This window comes from Paenisporosarcina sp. TG20 (genome assembly GCF_000286315.1).
Lineage (GTDB): Bacteria > Bacillota > Bacilli > Bacillales_A > Planococcaceae > Paenisporosarcina.
The window spans coordinates 1-18,395 of record NZ_ALJG01000297.1 but is presented as its reverse complement, the minus strand read 5'-3'; the positions used below and the strand labels follow the sequence as shown (position 1 = coordinate 18,395).

The 18,395-nt window shown below is 38.3% G+C and carries 19 protein-coding genes; 17 read left to right on the top strand and 2 right to left on the bottom strand.

All coding sequences use genetic code 11. The annotated features are described in order from the left end of the window. Positions 1-16: 16 nt before the first annotated feature. Positions 17-457 carry a LysR family transcriptional regulator gene (locus tag B371_RS21675; protein WP_019414264.1) on the bottom strand — a complete coding sequence of 147 codons (441 nt, stop codon included), beginning with the start codon at positions 455-457 and terminating at the stop codon, positions 17-19. A gap of 101 nt (positions 458-558) precedes the next feature. Between B371_RS21675 and B371_RS0110455 the strand changes: the two genes are divergently transcribed. The 17 genes from B371_RS0110455 (at position 559) to B371_RS0110375 (ending at position 17,792) form a co-directional block, all read left to right on the top strand. Then, positions 559-1,632 (top strand): citrate/2-methylcitrate synthase, encoded by a 1,074-nt coding sequence (locus B371_RS0110455; RefSeq protein ID WP_019414263.1) that lies wholly within the window; start codon positions 559-561, stop codon positions 1,630-1,632. A gap of 126 nt (positions 1,633-1,758) precedes the next feature. Next, a complete protein-coding gene (locus tag B371_RS0110450; protein WP_019414262.1) occupies positions 1,759-2,340 on the top strand; it encodes a GNAT family N-acetyltransferase in 582 nt (193 codons plus the stop codon). Positions 2,341-2,410: 70 nt separating this feature from the next. After that, positions 2,411-3,319, top strand: a complete 909-nt coding sequence (gene rocF, locus B371_RS0110445) for an arginase (RefSeq protein ID WP_019414261.1) — start codon at positions 2,411-2,413, stop codon at positions 3,317-3,319. Between the two features lie 230 nt (positions 3,320-3,549). After that, positions 3,550-4,113, top strand: coding sequence for an RNA polymerase sigma factor SigW (gene sigW, locus B371_RS0110440; RefSeq protein ID WP_019414260.1), 564 nt, complete (start codon positions 3,550-3,552; stop codon positions 4,111-4,113). An 11-nt stretch (positions 4,114-4,124) separates the two neighbouring features. Continuing rightward, entirely contained in the window at positions 4,125-4,754 is a 630-nt protein-coding gene (locus B371_RS0110435) for an anti-sigma factor (protein ID WP_019414259.1), read from the top strand. Positions 4,755-4,952: 198 nt separating this feature from the next. Beyond that, a complete protein-coding gene (gene cdaA / locus B371_RS0110430) occupies positions 4,953-5,789 on the top strand; it encodes a diadenylate cyclase CdaA (RefSeq protein ID WP_019414258.1) in 837 nt (278 codons plus the stop codon). Then, positions 5,782-7,041: a YbbR-like domain-containing protein gene (locus tag B371_RS0110425; protein WP_019414257.1), complete on the top strand. Its 1,260-nt coding sequence runs from the start codon at positions 5,782-5,784 to the stop codon at positions 7,039-7,041. Before cdaA ends, B371_RS0110425 begins: the two co-directional genes overlap by 8 nt. A gap of 27 nt (positions 7,042-7,068) precedes the next feature. Continuing rightward, the gene (glmM, locus tag B371_RS0110420; protein ID WP_019414256.1) at positions 7,069-8,424 is read left to right on the top strand and encodes a phosphoglucosamine mutase; all 1,356 of its coding nucleotides are present in this window, start codon (positions 7,069-7,071) and stop codon (positions 8,422-8,424) included. Positions 8,425-8,606: 182 nt separating this feature from the next. After that, positions 8,607-9,056 (top strand): Lrp/AsnC family transcriptional regulator, encoded by a 450-nt coding sequence (locus B371_RS0110415; protein ID WP_019414255.1) that lies wholly within the window; start codon positions 8,607-8,609, stop codon positions 9,054-9,056. Between the two features lie 430 nt (positions 9,057-9,486). Next, positions 9,487-10,428, top strand: a complete 942-nt coding sequence (locus B371_RS0110410; protein ID WP_019414254.1) for an ABC transporter permease — start codon at positions 9,487-9,489, stop codon at positions 10,426-10,428. A gap of 16 nt (positions 10,429-10,444) precedes the next feature. After that, complete coding sequence (locus B371_RS0110405; RefSeq protein ID WP_019414253.1) at positions 10,445-11,341, top strand: ABC transporter permease; 897 nt, start codon at positions 10,445-10,447, stop codon at positions 11,339-11,341. A 131-nt stretch (positions 11,342-11,472) separates the two neighbouring features. Then, on the top strand, positions 11,473-13,047 hold the full coding sequence (locus B371_RS0110400) for an ABC transporter substrate-binding protein (RefSeq protein WP_019414252.1): 1,575 nt from the start codon (positions 11,473-11,475) through the stop codon (positions 13,045-13,047). An 8-nt stretch (positions 13,048-13,055) separates the two neighbouring features. Next, entirely contained in the window at positions 13,056-14,063 is a 1,008-nt protein-coding gene (locus tag B371_RS0110395; protein WP_019414251.1) for an ABC transporter ATP-binding protein, read from the top strand. Continuing rightward, positions 14,038-15,039 carry an ABC transporter ATP-binding protein gene (locus tag B371_RS0110390; protein WP_019414250.1) on the top strand — a complete coding sequence of 334 codons (1,002 nt, stop codon included), beginning with the start codon at positions 14,038-14,040 and terminating at the stop codon, positions 15,037-15,039. The genes B371_RS0110395 and B371_RS0110390 overlap by 26 nt, the downstream gene beginning before the upstream one ends. A 28-nt stretch (positions 15,040-15,067) precedes the next feature. Next, positions 15,068-16,672, top strand: coding sequence for a gamma-glutamyltransferase family protein (locus tag B371_RS0110385; RefSeq protein WP_019414249.1), 1,605 nt, complete (start codon positions 15,068-15,070; stop codon positions 16,670-16,672). Beyond that, a complete protein-coding gene (locus B371_RS0110380; RefSeq protein ID WP_019414248.1) occupies positions 16,666-17,262 on the top strand; it encodes a chromate transporter in 597 nt (198 codons plus the stop codon). Before B371_RS0110385 ends, B371_RS0110380 begins: the two co-directional genes overlap by 7 nt. After that, positions 17,262-17,792 (top strand): chromate transporter, encoded by a 531-nt coding sequence (locus B371_RS0110375; protein WP_026023022.1) that lies wholly within the window; start codon positions 17,262-17,264, stop codon positions 17,790-17,792. Before B371_RS0110380 ends, B371_RS0110375 begins: the two co-directional genes overlap by 1 nt. A 379-nt stretch (positions 17,793-18,171) precedes the next feature. Here the strand turns inward: B371_RS0110375 and B371_RS24085 are convergent. Further along, the coding region (locus tag B371_RS24085; RefSeq protein ID WP_237721528.1) for a hypothetical protein at positions 18,172-18,395 on the bottom strand (224 nt) is incomplete at its 5' end.

The window sequence follows — 18,395 nt, the reverse complement described above, 5'->3', positions numbered from 1 at the left end:
ACAAACCTTTGGTTTATCAGTGGTACTCCGTATTTGACCTCACTATCATCCCACACCTAAAGGAGTGGGCTTTCTCGTTCGGAAAATCTGTAATTTCTAAGTCTGGATGTTGTTTCATAAAGGTTCTTAGGATATAAGGTAGAATTGTTTCTGCAAGTAATGGTGATATGGCAATTGTCCAATTTTTTCTAAATCCTTGCTTATACGATTGAATGGTTTGAACACTTTCTTCAAATTGCAGAAGAAGGTTGTCTGCCTTTTCTATGAATACCTTACCTGCCTCTGTTAGTGTTACTCGATTCTTATTGCGCTCAAATAAAGAGATACCTAAATATTCTTCGAGTAATTTAATGTGAACCGTCACACTTGGTTGAGACATCAACAGTTGTTCAGATGTTATGCGGAAATTTAGTGTTTTTGCAGCCATGCTAAAGGTTTTAAGCCAATTTAGTTCCATTTAATACCCCCTTGATTAAGAAAGTTAATTGATTTAATTATAACTATTTAATTTTTATAATCAACTTGAAAACGTATACTGCAAATATAGGGGGAGATAATATGTTTCAAAAAGGATTAAAAGATATAGTGGCAGTTCAAACCAAGATTTCGTCAGTGGACGGAGAAAAAGGAGAATTACGTTATCGTGGAGAACTTGTGGATAAGGTGATTTCAAATACCACATTCGAAGAGTTATCCACATTCTTATGGACAGGAAATAAGAATTCGGCGTCAACTTTATTTATTGAAGGAAGAATACTTCCACAACATGTGTATAATTTACTACAAGTTTTGCCGATTAATTTACAAGTAATGGACGTATTAAAGTTAGCAGTTTCGGCATACGGAACACCGTCATTCCTGGCTAAATCTAAGTATGAACAATCAGTAATAGTAACAGCAGCTTGTCCAGTAATCATCGCATTGTATTATCGAAGACAACAGGGATTAGGATTTTTGCAATCAAGAGAAAATCTTGGACATACAGCAAATTTTTTATACTTATTAACAGGGATATCCCCAACACCTGCACAAGTTGAAGCGCTAGAGACGTATCTGTTGCTAACTATGGAGCATGGTTTAAATGCATCGACATTTGCGGCACGGGTAACAATCTCAACTGAGTCTGATATTCCTTCAGCAATTACATCGGCTCTTGGCACAATGAAAGGTCCGTTGCATGGAGGAGCACCTTCAGGAGTATTAGATTTATTGGATGATATAAAGTCACCTGATCGTGTGCGTCCTGTTATAGAGAAAAGACTTGCAAAAGGTGAGCGAATTATGGGATTCGGTCATCGGATATATAAAACTGACGACCCTCGTTCAATTTTGCTTCGCGAAAAGTGTTTAGCTTTGCAGGGTGAAGACCCGTGGTTAGATTTAGCGACTTATGCAGAAAAAGAAATAATTCAGATGTTAAACGAACGTAAACCTAACCGCAAGTTATATACAAATGTAGAATTTTATGCAGCGGCAATTATGCGAGCAATAGATCTTGATCCAGCTCTATTCACACCTACATTTAGCATGGCAAGGATTGTTGGATGGACCGCTCATGCCATGGAACAGGCTGAAGATAATACAATTTTTAGACCACAATCTGTTTATATTGGAAAACCTTTTGTACTATAGATAGATAAGAGAAAACGTACGTCTTTTAGCTATTCCGATGTCGGAAGGGGGAAAGACGTACTTTTAGCATCCTGACAGTTTGGTGTTTGAAGCTATGCGCTATTGCGATAGAAGGAGTGTTTGGATATGACAGTGACATTGCACCATGATGACGTAATGGTACGACCGATGAAGGAATCTGATATTAAACGTTTATGGAAATTGACGACACCACAAACCTTTTTATATATGCTCAATGAGATTAAGACTTTTGAAGAGTTTGATAAATGGATGAGAGATGGCTTCGAACAAATGGAGAATTCGAATACTACTATTGTATTTGTTGTTGCTCATTCACAAACAGACGAATTATTTGGATCCACCCGTATTTATAATTTTGATTATACGAATAAATCGTGTGAAATAGGCTCAACTTATTATGGTAAGAACTTTCAACGAACACATATTAATACAACAGTTAAATGGTTGCTGTTTAAATATGTATTTGAAACACTTGGAATGATTCGTGTTCAATTGAAAACAGATGAGGAGAATTTAATATCTCAAAAAGCTATTGAACGTATTGGTGCTACAAAAGAAGGTATTTTGCGTAATGAACGTATTCGCTCGACTGGAAGACCACGTAATGCGGTTCTTTACTCCATTATCCAAGAGGAATGGAAACTCATAAAATATAAACTGGAAGAGCGTATGCATAATTATACATAATGGTGTTAAGTTGAGTCAAGTGCTCTTCTTAGTTTACAATTGATTCATGGAAACGGAGGAGTATAAAATAATGAATAAAAAATTAAATATCTCAGTAATCGGAGTACCAATGGATCTAGGTCAAGCTCGTCGTGGGGTTGATATGGGACCGAGTGCCATTCGATATGCAGGAATGGTAAAAAGATTAGAAGAAATCGGTCATCAAGTAAAAGATGAGGGTGACATCCGAATTGAAGCAGCAAGAAAAAAAACTGAACCTTCGCAACTTCTTCGCAACTTAACTGAAGTTACGGAAGCTTGTAATGCTCTTGCAACTAAAGTTAATGAAGTAATGGAAAATGGTCAATTTCCATTGGTTCTAGGTGGCGACCACAGTATTGCAATTGGAACGCTAGCTGGTTTAGGAGATCGTTATGAAAATTTAGGTGTTATTTGGTATGATGCACATGCTGATTTAAATACAGGAGATACATCACCTTCTGGGAATATTCACGGGATGCCACTTGCGATTAGCATAGGCATAGGTCAAGAAGAATTAGTTAATATTAGAGGTTTTTCACCTAAAGTTAAACCCGAAAATATAGTCATAATAGGTGCACGATCGGTTGATCCAGGTGAGCGTGAATTAATTAGAGATAAAGGGATTAAAGTATTCACGATGCATGATATTGATAAACTTGGAATGACAGAAGTTATGGATCAAACACTGGCTTACTTTAAAGAACGTAAAGTAGATGGAGTCCATTTATCTCTAGACTTAGATGGAATAGACCCACTATACACACCAGGTGTTGGTACACCTGTACCAGGGGGAATTACCTATCGAGAAAGTCACCTAGCTATGGAATTATTGTATACATCTGAGATAATTACATCGGCTGAATTTGTAGAAGTAAATCCGATTTTGGATGAAAAGAATAGAACAGCTGATGTGGCTGTTGCACTTATGGGTTCACTATTCGGAGAAAAATTAGCGTAAATACATTCTGAGTTTTTAACTGTTCAGCCAGCATTTATGCTAAGGTTGAACAGTTTTTTTTATCTGAACTTAAACTTAGAAGGCTATCTAAGTTAGTTTATATTTTTTAAATAATTGTAAGTATTTAGAAATGAGTTCTGATATAATAAAATTAATTTGAAAAAAATGAAACCTGTCTATCCTTTACTTCGTATAAGAGAGACAGCCGCACGGGCGGAGGGAAATTTACGATGGATGCGTTGGTCAACAAGAGAATAAAAGAAGTGCTAAAGGGCGATCAAAATGCATTCGCGGAGATTGTCGAACTGTTTCAGGATAAATTGTATCGAGTGTGTTACCGTATGCTTGGCAACAAACATGAAGCAGAAGATATTGCGCAAGAAGCATTTGTCCGAGCATTTGTTAACATACATACTTTTGATACAAACCGGAAATTTTCAACATGGTTGTACCGCATTGGAACCAATTTATGTATTGATCGTATACGTAAGAAGAAACCTGATTTTTCTTTAGATGCAGATGTCACTGGTACAGATGGATTGACTATGTATTCACAAGTGGCTTCAACTGATGATTTGCCGGAAGAAGAAGTATTGAAAATGGAGATGCAGGACCGTGTTCAATATGAAATTAGTCGATTGCCTGACAAGTACCGTGCTGTAATTGTACTTAAATATTTAGAAGATTTACCGCTTCAAGAGATAAGTGACATCTTAGATATGCCGCTTGGAACTGTAAAAACGCGTGTCCATAGAGGGCGAGAGGCGCTTAGAAAGCAATTGAGTAATATGTAGGAGGAGTTACCATGAATATGTGCCCAGATTATATCGTTCACTATATGCATGAATATTTAGATGGCGAAATTAGTCCTGAACATGAGCTGGAATTAAAGGCACATTTGTCGAGTTGCGCGTCTTGTCAAAAACATATGCATGAGTTAAGTAGAGTTGTTGCGTTTGTACAGAGCGCTTCACATATTACAGCACCTATAGGATTTGCAGAAGGAGTAACTGCCCGCTTGCCAAAAGAAAAGTCCAAAGTTAATATGAAACGTTGGTTCCATAGCCACCCAATAGTAACAGCGGCAGCCTTGTTTATGATTTTGATGAGTGCATCACTATTCTCAAGCTTCAATGATGATCAACAGTTCTCATTTACAAAACAATCGAATATTGTGGTCGAAGGCGAGAAAGTCATTGTTCCACTCGGTGAGACGGTATTTGGGGATATGGTTGTAAAAAATGGGGATATTCAAATTGACGGAGAAGTAGTTGGCGATGTAACGGTAATCAATGGAACACAATATATGGCGTCGACAGCAAATGTGACAGGTGAAATAGAAGAAATCAATCAAGTTTTTGATTGGCTCTGGTACAAAATGAAAGCAGGGGCGAAAGATGTTACATCCTTTTTAAATGGTAAAGAAGGAAAGTAAGCTAATCACCACTATATATAGGTGATTAGCTTATTTTATTGTCTTTATGGATGGGATTCATTAATATTTTATTCTAAATGGTTATTTTATTGCTTAAAAAGGGGTTAACTTTCTATTTTTTGGTTTGGACAAAGCAGAGTATTGTAACTTTATGTTATAATATTTTTAAATGCATAGATAAAAAGTGGGGGATGCCACATGCCGTTTATTGATCAATTTACAGAATTAGCACCGGTAAACCTACTCGTAAATATAATTGATGTATTACTAGTATGGTTTGTCTTATACAAAGTTATTACTTTAATAAAAGGAACGAAAGCTGTTCAATTATTAAAAGGGATATTTGTTATAATAATTGTTCAAATGCTTACTGATGTATTTGGACTAGATACACTTTTTTGGATAATGGAAGAAGTCACCAACTGGGCTTTCTTAGCTATTATTATCATTTTCCAGCCTGAGTTAAGACGTGCTCTTGAACAATTAGGGCGAGGTAAGTTATTTGCCCGTACAATTCTACAAGAAGCAGAAGAACAAAATCGTTTAATTGAAGCGATGAAAAAGTCAATTATTTATATGGCGAAGCGTCGTATTGGTGCATTAATTTCAATTGAACGCGAAACAGGTTTAAATGAATATATTGAGACAGGAATTCCAATGAATTCTATTACTACCTCAGAATTATTAATTAATATATTTATTCCTAATACACCACTTCATGATGGAGCGGTAATTATGCAAAAAAATCAAATAGCTGCAGCTGCGTGTTATTTGCCTTTATCTGAAAGCCCATTTATTTCAAAAGAGCTCGGAACGCGACATCGTGCTGCACTTGGTATTAGTGAAGTGACAGATGCGATCACGATTATTGTTTCTGAAGAAACAGGTGCGATAAGTCTAACATCCAATGGAGACCTGCACCGGGATTTATCTATAGAAGAATTTGAAACACGCTTGCGTAAAGCATGGTTTGGCCCTGAACCCGAACTTGTAAATAGTTCTATATGGACGTGGAGGGGGAAAAAGAATGGATAAATTGATGGATAGCCCTTGGTTTTTGAGAATCACAGCGCTGTTACTTGCCATGCTTTTATTTTTCACCGTCAAGTCGGATGAACAAAACCTAAATGCTGGAACAGGCAATATGACTGATGTCATTCGCGATGTACCCGTTGAAGTTTATTATGACGATGAAAATCTGGTTTTAACGGGTGTGCCTAAAACTGTTGATATGACTATAATAGGCCCAACATCACTTGTGCAAACTGCAAAACAGTTGCAAGACTTTACAGTTTTTGTGGATTTACGTAATTTAAATATGGGAGAACACGAGGTCGAGCCACAAGTTGAAAATTTATCAGACAAACTTCAAGTCCGTTTTGAACCTGCTTTCATTAAGGTTAATATTGAAGAACGAATTACTCGTGAACTACGTGTTGAACCTGAAATAAACACGCGATTACTAGCTGATAACTTTATCGTGACGAGTATGAAATCAGATCCAGAACGGATTCAAATTACAGGAGCCAAAAGTGTTATTGAAAGTATTAGCTTTGTTAAAGCAACAGTTGCTGGAGACCAAGGACTTAATGAGACATTCACACAAGAAGCTAGTGTAAAAGTACTTGATAAGGATTTGTCCAAGTTAAATGTCACAATTGAGCCAGCACTGGTCAATGTGACAATAGAAATTGAAGAATATAGCCAAGAAGTACCCATAAGTTTACGCAGAATAGGGACCCCAAAAGAAGGTGTAACGATTAATAGTCTAACACCATCTTTTACAAATGTTCGTGTGTTTGGTAAACAAACGGTGGTTGATTCTTTAAGAGAAATAGTAGTTGATGTTGACGTAAGCAAAATAGATGATTCTGAAAGTCTCACACTAGAAATACCATTACCTGAAGGTGTTTCTCGAATGTCAGAGTCTGAAGTAGAAGTGGATGCGGATGTCGTACTAGCTGTTGAAGAAGAAGCGGTGCCTGATGATTCTACGCAAACTGATTCGGCTATTAGGGTATTTGCTGATGTGAACGTAGAAGTAAGAGGTTTAAATGAAACGGATCAATATTCTTTTATTCGACCCGAAAGTGGACAACTAGTACTGACAATACAAGGTGAAGATCAGTTCTTAAGCACATTAAGTACATCGGATTTTCAAGTTTATGTAGATGCAAGGGATGCAAAAATCGGTGAAAATCTATTTGAGGTCATAGTTCAAGGGCCTGATAATGTGACATGGAAGGTATCTACACCTTCTGTAACTGTAGATGTATTGCGAGCTTAAGTTTGGATTTTAAGGAGAGATAGATATATGGGTAAATATTTTGGAACTGACGGTGTAAGAGGTATTGCAAATAGTGAACTAACACCAGAACTAGCATTTAAATTAGGACGCATTGGTGGATACGTATTAACAAAAGGTACAACCAATCGTCCAAAAGTTTTAATTGGTCGAGACACTCGAATTTCCGGACATATGTTAGAAGGTGCTCTAGTGGCAGGTCTTTTATCTATTGGTGCAGAAGTTATGCGTTTAGGAGTTATTAGTACACCTGGGGTTTCTTACCTAACACGTGTGATGAGTGCAGAAGCTGGAGTCATGATTTCCGCTTCTCACAATCCAATGGCTGATAACGGCATAAAGTTTTTTGGTTCGAATGGTTTTAAATTGTCAGATGATCAAGAAGCAGAAATCGAAGCCTTAATTGATGCAGAGGTAGATCAACTGCCTAGACCAGTGGGTGGCGATATAGGGACTGTAACAGATTATTTTGAAGGCGGTCAAAAGTATATTAGCTACTTAAAGACAACTTTGGATGAAGATTTTGTTGATATACATGTAGCGCTTGATTGTGCACATGGTGCAACTTCAGCTATAGCAACTCACGTATTTGCCGATTTAGATGCTGACCTTTCAACTATGGGTGCATCACCAAACGGTTTAAACATTAATGAAAATGTTGGATCTACTCACCCAGAAGTATTAGCTAAATTTGTCGTAGATAAAGGCGCTAATGTTGGACTTGCGTTTGATGGTGATGGAGACAGATTGATTGCAGTAGATGAAAAAGGACGCATAGTGGATGGCGATCAAATCATGTACATATGTGCAAAACATTTATTTAACGAAGGTCGTTTGAAACACGATACCGTTGTTTCCACAGTAATGAGTAACATGGGCTTCTATAAAGCGCTTGAAGCACTTGGGATAAAGAGTGTAAAAACTGCAGTTGGCGATCGCTATGTGGTCGAGGAAATGAAAAATAAAGGCTATAATTTAGGTGGAGAACAATCTGGACACATTGTGTTTTTAGATTATAATTCAACCGGTGATGGTCTGTTAACAGGACTTCAGCTTGTCAACATTATGAAACTGACAGGTAAAAAATTGTCTGAACTTGCAGGAGAGATGAAAATATTCCCTCAAAAGCTTGTGAACGTGCGAGTGAAAGACAAGCATGGCGTGACGGATAATGCGAAAGTGGCAGCTATCATCGCTGAAGTGGAAGAAGAAATGGCTGGTAACGGTCGCGTTCTCGTACGTCCTTCAGGTACAGAACCATTAGTGCGTGTAATGGTAGAATCCTTAACAAAAGAAGATTGTGAACGATATTTAGAACGTATTGTTAAAGTTGTGAAGGAAGAAATGGGAATACAAGGTAAATAAGTGGGAAAATAGCTCTTTTTGAGGCTAGGTGTTTTTCTGAGTAGAAACATTCGAGAATTTATTTCACTTTGTTAGAATAACCTTTTACTAGGAAACAAGATGTAAGATTATTTCTAATTTCACTTTCTATTTGAACCACATTTTCGTATAATACCTATACAGTGGTAGAAAGTAGGTTGCATATGCGCTTAGATGACACAGATAAACGTATTTTAGAATTGTTAACTGGCAATGGACGAATATCGTATGTTGATATAGGGAAAGACCTTAACATATCCAGGGTGGCCGTTCGTGAAAGAGTTAATCAACTGCAAGGAGCAGGAGTTATTGAAAAATTTACGGTGGTAATTAATTCGGAAAAAGTTGGAAAAAGCGTTTCCGGATTTTTTGAAGTGGACTGTGAGCCTTCTTCACTAGTGCAAGTAGCTGAAAATCTTGCAGATAATCCGAGTGTAGCAAGTTGCTACCAAATGACGGGACCATCTACGCTTCATATGCATGTATTAGTAGATGATTTCTCCAATCTAGAGAAGTTTATTAATGAAGAGTTATATGCTTTAGAGGGTATTACACGCGTGGAGAGTCACATATTATTAAGACGCTTTAAAAGTAGAAGTGGTCTAAAATTATAAAATACGAGACATTGAAGACCCCTTACATTTCTGATGAAATGTAAGGGGTCTTTTTGGATTGATAAAAAGTATGGTTTTACGAATATCAATATTAGAAAATATTTATAATTTAGCTCACACCTTTATGGATACAAGGTGTGCTTTTCTATGGTAATGTTTCTCTTAACAAAATGGTTGAAAACGTATACATGAATGTTTCGTACTATAGAAATCGATACGTTAGATATTTTGGTATTTTTATTCCGAAATGTAATGACTAAATACCTAAATGAAACCAAAAAGTTAATATAAATCAAAAAAATTTAATTTATTTGAATATTCATGTAGATTTATAGGGTGCTATGATTTATAATCAAAACTAACAAATAATAACCTTTTGTTAATTAAATTGATTGAATTGATTAACAATCGTAAGAGGGTGGGGGAGTATATGATAGCTTTGATTGTTCGAAGGGGCATACAACTTGTATTTTTATTACTCGGAATTTCATTTCTAGTATTTTCATCCATGTACATAGCTCCTGGAGATCCAGCAACAATGGTGGGTGGACCTACTGCAACAGAATCAGACTTGGAAGCCATTAGTGAAAATCTGGGCTTAAATGATCCATTTATAGTTCAATATGGAAGATATGTGAAAAATGCTGCACAAGGTGATTTTGGCTACTCCTATCAAACAAGACAAGCTGTTTCAGAAGCAATTGTAGTCCGTTTTCCGAATACATTAAAACTTGCAATAGCGAGTATGATTGTTGCGGTAGTTATTGGGATAATCGCAGGATTGATATCCGCATTGAGACATAATTCTTGGTTAGACGTATCAACAACAACTTTTGCACTTGCGGGTATATCCATTCCAAACTTTTGGTTAGGAGCACTCTTAATATTAGTGTTTGCAGTCAATCTACAGTGGCTTCCTGTAGGTGGATTATCTGAACCTTTTTACACAGTGGAAGGAATCAAACAATTGATATTACCTGCCATTACGCTTGGTACGGGTTCCGCTGCAATGATTGCTCGGATGGCGAGGTCTTCAATGCTTGAAGTCATCAAAGCGGATTACGTAAGAACTGCAAGAGCGAAAGGCGTTAAAGAAAGAAATGTAATTTGGGTCCACACTTTAAAGAATGCAATGATTCCAGTAATTACAGTTATTGGACTAAATTTTGGGTTTTTACTTGGTGGAACAATTATTACTGAAAAAGTTTTTGCTATAAATGGTGTAGGAAGATTAATGATTGACTCTATTGCAATGAGGGATTTTCCAATGGTTCAAGGTTCGGTATTGTTAGTAGCCACTCTGTTTGTAGTCGTGAATTTAATCGTGGATATCGTTTATACCTATATTGATCCGCGAATTAGCTACGACTGATGAAAGGAGAATCCATATGACAAATGCGATATTAACAACAGATATACGAACATCAGGTATTAAGAAAAAAGAAAAAGTATATATAACAACACTAAAAAGATTACTAAAAAATAAACTAGCGATTGCGGGAATAATCATCATCCTTGTCCAAATCACAATGGCGATATTTGCACCAATTATTGCCACACATGATCCAGTTAAACAAAATTTGATCGCCAGTGAGTTACCCGTGTTCTCCGAAGGTCATTGGTTAGGAACTGATAACTATGGAAGAGATGTATGGTCTCGGATTGTCTATGGAGCACGAATTTCTTTATTAGTAGGCGTGACAGCAGTTTCTTTAGGATTAATAGGAGGAATTACGTTAGGACTTCTTGGAGGGTACTATAAAAAACTAGATGGTATTATCATGCGAGTCGTTGATTTGTTGTTCTCGTTCCCAGGAATTTTGCTGGCAATGTTAATTATCGCCGTTTTAGGGACGAATCTAGTAAATGTTGCTATTGCAATCAGTATTTGGTCCATTCCAACATGTGCCAGAATAGTAAGAGGGTCAGTTTTATCGATTAAAGAAAAAGAATACATTATGGCAATCAAGTCTCTAGGAGCTTCGGATTTCCGGATTATGATGCGTCATATATTGCCTAATGCATTCGCACCGATCATCGTTTTTGGAACAATGAGAATGGCAACTGCCATATTATCGACAGCCTCGTTAAGTTTTTTAGGATTAGGAGCTCAACCACCAACACCTGAATGGGGTGCTATGATTGCGCAAGGTCAAGCTTATATGTGGACATCTCCACATCTAACGATAGTGCCTGGTATTGCAATTATGTTAATAGTTTTTGCTTTTAATGTAGTAGGAGATGGATTAAGAGATGCACTAGATCCAAATATGGATATTCAATGAAAAGCGAAAAGCACTAACGCGGAATCGGATACTATAAGGATGAAGTTGAATTCCTTTCTACCCTTAAAGAGCCCGTGAGTTGGCGCTAGTAGCCAGACATTAATAATAATATAAAAAATGGGGGAAAAATAATGAAGAAAAATGTATGGTTAACTCTTTTATTGTTGGTATTACTGTTTTTAACAGCTTGTTCTAGTGGTGAATCTGCATCAGCACCACCTAAAGAAAATTCTAAAGAAGATACTAAAGAACCAGAAAAAGCTGAGTCAACAAGCAATGAAACATTCACGTATGCATCCACCTCTGATGTAGTTGGAATGTCGCCAATTTTAACAAATGACTCAGTATCAGCAAATATTACGGAGCATGTTTTTGAAAAATTATTTGAGCGTAATGATGATACAAAAGAAATCGAGCCTAGATTGGCGGAATCTTTCGAAAATACAGATGAGAACACATGGGTAATTAAACTTAAGGAAGGTATTAAATTCCATGATGGGACTCCATTTAATGCAGAAGCTGTAAAATATACATTTGATAAATTACGTGATCCAGCAACAGCTGCACCACGTGCATCGTTACTTGAGCCAGTAGATACGATTACGGTAATTGATGAGAATACAGTGGAAATTAAAACGAAATATCCATACGGTGCATTTTTAGCTGCATTATCACATTCAAATGCTGCAATTGTTAGCCCAACAGCGGACAAGGAACTAGATTTAATGAGTAATCCAGTAGGAACAGGTCCATTTAAATTTGTTAGCTGGACGCCTGGTGATCGAGTTGAATTAGAAGCAAACGAAGAATATTGGGATGGAGCACCTGCACTTAAGAAGGTAATTTTAAAAGTAGTTCCTGAAATTTCTACAGCTATTTCAATGCTCCAAACGGGAGAGGTCCAATTTATAGATAATTTACCGACAGAACAAATTGAGCGTCTTGAAGCAATGGATAACATTAATATTGAGAAAAAAGAAGGAACTCCTGTTTATTACTTAACATTTAACCATTCAAAAGAGATGAATCAAGATCCAGAGTTCCGTGAAGCTGTTGCGGCTGCAATTGACCGCGATGCATTTGTATCAAAATTAAACGGATTAGGTGTTCGCAGTGATAGTGTTATTGGACCGGAGGTATTTGGTTATGATGCATCTGCTGACAATGCAGGAACTCCTTATGATTTAGAAGCAGCAAAAGCTTTAGTTCAGAAAAATGGGTATGCTGACAAACCAATTAAATTATTAACAGCCAATCGCGCCAATTTTGTTTTAATGGCAGAAATTGTTCAAGCTCAGTTAACAGAAGCTGGATTCAAGGTTGATATTGAGTCAATGGAGTGGGCAACATTTTTAGATACAGCACGAGCAGGGGATTATGACATCACATTCCTAAGCTGGTCAAACGTAACAGGTGACGGCTCCGAATTGCTATATCCAAACTTCCATAGTGATAATATTGGATCATCAAATCGTGGACAATATAATAATCCTGAATTTGATGAGCTAGTTGTACAATCTCGTACAACAATTGATCAAGAAGAACGTAAAGTTATTCTTAATCAAGCGAACCAAATGATGATTAAAGATAATGCAGCAGTCGTTATGTATCACGGTATCGTGACAGCAGCAATGGATAAAGCATACTCTGGCCTTATATTAGCTCCGAACGGTAAATGGAGTTTGAAAGACGTTACTGGAGAGTAGGGTAAATCATGCAGGAGACATTATTAGAAGTGAATAATTTAGTAACTGAGTTCCGAACAGCAGAAGGAAAAGTGCAAGCTGTTCGGGGTGTCTCCTTTTCAATTAATAAAGGGGAGACATTATGTATCGTAGGGGAATCGGGATGTGGGAAAAGTATTACCTCCCTTTCTGTCATTGGTTTACTACCTAGTAATGGGAGAATTGCTAGCGGGGAAGTGAAATACGAAGGTAAAGCGATTCACAACTTACCATATGAACAAATGAGAAAAATGCGTGGCACCAAAATTTCAATGATATTCCAAGAACCAATGACCGCGTTAAATCCGGTCTTAACGGTAGGATTCCAATTGCGAGAACCGCTCATGCTACACAAAAAGATAAGTAAAAAGGTTGCTACGATACAGGGGATTGAATTATTAAAGCAAGTGGGAATCCCATATCCTGAAAAAAGAATGAAACAATATTCACACGAACTAAGTGGTGGGATGAGACAACGTGTCATGATTGCAATGGCTCTGGCCTGCAATCCAGGCCTCCTTATTGCGGATGAACCAACAACAGCCTTAGATGTAACAATTCAGGCACAGATATTAGATTTGATTAATGAGCTCAAAGAAAAGTTGAATATGGGCGTCATGATGATTACACATGATATGGGTGTTGTAGCTGAAGTGGCAGATCGCGTAATGGTTATGTATGCAGGAAAAAAAGTAGAAGAAGGCACTGTAACCGAAATATTTAACAACCCAAAACATCCATACACAATTGGCTTACTAAATTCAGTGCCAAACATAGATGACCCGGACTTCGAACTAGAACCAATTCCAGGGTCCCTACCAAGTTTGCATGAACAAATTCAAGGATGTCGTTTTCATCCGCGATGTAAATTTGCAACGGATAAATGTCGTGAAATCGCACCACCTGAGTTTTCAACAAAAGAAGGGCATATCGTGAGTTGTTGGTTACATGAAGAAGTGGAGGAGGAAAAACATGGTCACCTTGTCAACCAAATCTGATCAAAAAATACTCCTCGAGTTAAAAGGTGTAAAAAAGTATTTTCCTATTAAAGGTGGCATTTTAAAACGAGTTCAAGGACACGTAAAAGCCGTCGAAGACGTGTCCCTTCAGTTATTTGAAGGTGAAAGTTTAGGAGTAGTGGGCGAATCGGGTTGTGGGAAATCAACACTTGGTCGTGCTATATTAGGTCTTGAGGAATTAACAGAAGGAAAAATCCATTTTCGTAATGAAGAAATTCAAGATTTGAAACGAAAAGAAAAGTTAAAGTTTGTAAAAGAAATGCAGATGATCTTTCAAGATCCATATGCTTCTCTAAATCCACGTCAACGAATTGGGCATGCTCTAGAAGAAGTATTTACGATGCATACTAATATGTCAGCTAAAGAAAAACGTTCGAGTGTAATAGATTTATTAAACGAAGTCGGCTTAAAAGAAGAGCATTTTGAGCGCTATCCACATGAATTTAGTGGTGGGCAACGGCAACGAATCGGCATTGCACGTGCGATTGCTTTAAACCCATCTTTTGTTATTTGTGATGAAGCCGTTTCAGCTTTAGATGTATCTGTGCAAGCACAAGTGTTAAAATTATTGAAGACCTTACAAGAGAAGTATCAGTTATCCTATTTGTTCATTTCACATGACTTAGGCGTTATCCGTTACTTCTGTGATCGTGTGCTTGTTATGTACTTAGGCAACACAGTGGAATTAGGGACGGTAAAAGGAGTTTTTGCAAATCCATTACATCCCTATACACAAGCTTTGTTATCGGCAATACCACGACCATCTGTTCAAAAAAACACAAATCGTATCCGACTGCAAGGTGATTTGCCAAATCCAGCAGACCCTCCAAGCGGTTGTCCGTTTCATACACGATGTCCGATTGCACAAGATATTTGTAAGATCAATAAACCAGATTGGCAAGAAATTGAACCGGGTCATTTTGCTGCATGTCATTATGTAGGCACCAAAATATAATAATTCAAACAAATATAGGGGGATCATCATGGATTACTTAAACCACCCATTTGCAGCGAAGCGTCATACGGTTTTCGCGAAGAAGGGCATGGTCGCAACATCGCAACCACTTGCCGCACAAGCAGGTCTTGAAATCTTGCAGAAAGGTGGCAATGCAATTGATGCAGCTATTGCGACGGCAGCTGCATTGACAGTTGTTGAACCAACCTCAAATGGAATTGGTGGCGATGCATTTGCCCTTGTATGGACAAAAGATAAGCTACATGGACTCAACGCTTCGGGTCCAGCACCGCAATCTATTTCTGCTGAAGCAATACGTAAAAAAGGTCATGAAAAAATGCCAGTATTCGGTGTGATTCCTGTGACAGTACCAGGTGTACCGGCAGCATGGGCAGAGCTCTCAGAGAAATTCGGAAAGCTCCCTTTAAAAGATGTGCTCGTTCCGGCTATTCGCTACGCAGAAGAAGGCTATCCTTTAACACCGATCCTCGGTAAGTATTGGAAAGCTGCATATAAGAAATATAAAGAAACCTTTACAACTGAGGAGTTCGCATCTTGGTTTGAAACATTTGCACCAAATGGTCGAGCACCTGAAATTGGTGAAGTATGGTCATCTCCGGGTCATGCAAAGACGTTAAGAGCTATTGGCGAAACAAATGGTCGTGATTTTTACGAAGGTGAAATCGCAGACAAAATTGATGCTTTCTTTAAGAAGCATGACGGTTACTTATCGAAAGAAGATTTAGCTTCATATAAACCACAATGGGTTGAACCAATTTCTTCGAATTATCGTGGCTATGAGGTGTGGGAAATCCCGCCAAATGGTCAAGGGATGGTCGCCCAAATGGCGTTAAATGTCTTTCAGCAACTAGATAAACCTGCTTGGCAAAATGCTGATACATTCCATCAACAGATTGAAGCAATGAAACTAGCATTTACCGACGGCCAAGCGTTCATTACAGAACCAGATGAAATGCCTGTAAGTGTAGAGCACCTACTTTCACAAGAATATGCGAAAGAACGAGCTGGAACAATCAGTGATACCGCAAGCAATCCGGAGCCGTATGAACTTCCGAAAGGCGGCACGGTTTATTTAGCTGCAGCTGATGATGAAGGCAATATGATTTCATATATTCAAAGTAACTATATGGGCTTTGGTTCAGGTATCGTGGTCCCAGGCACCGGAATTGGTTTGCAAAACAGAGGGCATGACTTTTCGTTAGATGAAGCTCATCCAAATGTATTGAAACCAGGGAAGAGAACGTATCATACGATCATTCCAGGATTTCTAACCAAAGATGGGCAAGCGGTTGGACCTTTCGGTGTAATGGGTGGTTATATGCAACCCCAAGGACACTTCCAAGTGGTAACGAATACAGTGGACTTTTTATTAAATCCGCAAGCAACCTTGGATATGCCTCGTTGGCAGTGGATGAAAGGGAAAACTGTCTATGTAGAGCCCGAGTTTCCGAACTACTTGGTACAGAGCTTGATTAGAAAAGGCCATGATATCCATGTGACATCAGATGGTGGTAGCTTTGGACGTGGCCAAATCATTTGGCGAAACCCTGATACGGGTGTATTACAAGGTGGTACGGAATCCCGAACGGATGGAACCATCGCAGCTTGGTAGAGGATAAAGGGTCGAAGAACATCACCGAACGTCCCGGTCTAGTTCTTCACCGCAATATTGGGCTCGCTTTTTTTCGAATTGGCATGCTTGGGTTTGGAGGAGGACCATCCTCAATTCCTTTAGTCCGTCAAGAAGTCGTTAAAAAATATGAATGGATGACTGATGATGAATTTGGCGACACGCTCGCGCTTGCAAATACATTGCCTGGTCCTATTGGCACAAAAATGGCAGGATATGTTGGCTATCGGGTAGCTGGGATATGGGGATGTATAAATGCACTGTTTGCCTCTGTCATTCCGACCGTAGTGTTAATGATAGTTTTTCTAGGACTGCTACAAACATATAAAGACATTCCCTGGGTGCAACATATGTCGGCATCTGTTGTTCCGGTTGTTGCCGTCATGCTCGCTGTATTAACATGGGATTTCATTAAGAAATCAGGTGAAACACTTGGGTGGATGCGTGCTATCTTATTGTTGACTCTATCAGGCATTCTAATAGAAGCTTTGCATATTCATCCGGCATTTGTTATTTTGGGCTGTATCTTAGTAGTCTTCTCGCCTCTTTTAAAAAGGAGGAAAAAAGAATGATTCTTTACTGGCATTTATTTTTAGCTTTCTTTATTCCAGGGATTTTAGGTTATGGTGGAGGACCTGCTTCCATTCCTTTAGTTGAACATGAAGTAGTAGGGAAATATGAATGGTTGACTACACAAGAATTTAGTGAGATAGTCGCGATTGGAAATTCATTGCCTGGTCCCATTGCAACAAAAATGGCTGGATATATTGGCTACGCAGAAGCGGGTATAGTAGGGTCGATCGTTGCTCTATTTGCAACTGTTGCTCCATCTTTAATCCTAATGATCGGTATGATGGTCATATTAATGAAGTACAAAGACGAACCAGAAGTGAAAAACTTAACGAAACTCATTAGACCGGTCATAGCTATTCTACTTGGGTTTATGACGATTCGATTTGGAATAGAATCGGTAGAAGGTGTTGGCATAAGCTACACAGTCATTATAATGGTGGCAAGTTATATTTTATTGGAAAAAGTAAAGTTGCATCCTGCTTTTGTCATCGCGTTGGCTTTAGTATTTGGGGCTATTACAGGGTTGTGAAGAGTCGCAGAGATGCGGCTCTTTTCTTGAAAGATAAGAAACTATATAAATTTAGTGAGCCATGAATCCAGTATTCCCGGTATTTTAAGGAGTAGGTTCTAGTATGATACCGCTGATTTGCGCTCCAGGCGGACGCTTTCCACGGGGCGGGCGGCGAGCCTCCTCGGGCCAACAGGATGTTGGTCACGAAGGCGTTGCCACATGATGTGGCGTCCGTAGCCTTTGTTCCATTGGTGCTCCACTGCGGGTGTCTCACCTGTCCCACTAGTCCCGTAGGAGTCGCCGCCTTCCGCTTAAATCAAGTAAATGTTTTCGAATTGATCACAAATGAAAATACAACTTAAAAAGAAGGGAGTATATGCTTTTTAAGTACAGAAAGTCACTGGTACTTTAAATAATGGAAAAGTGCAGTGGTTTGCATGATAAACACTGAAATTCTGGTATTTTGAGCAAATAGTGTAGAAGAAGTATTCCTGCTACCTTTGTATCGCTCACGATGCAAATGATTGTCACTAAAAATAGAATTCGTTGCAATGATGGATAAATACACACTAGTTAATTGAAGCGCAGGTGCGACGAGTAACCGCAGGAGCACAATGGAAC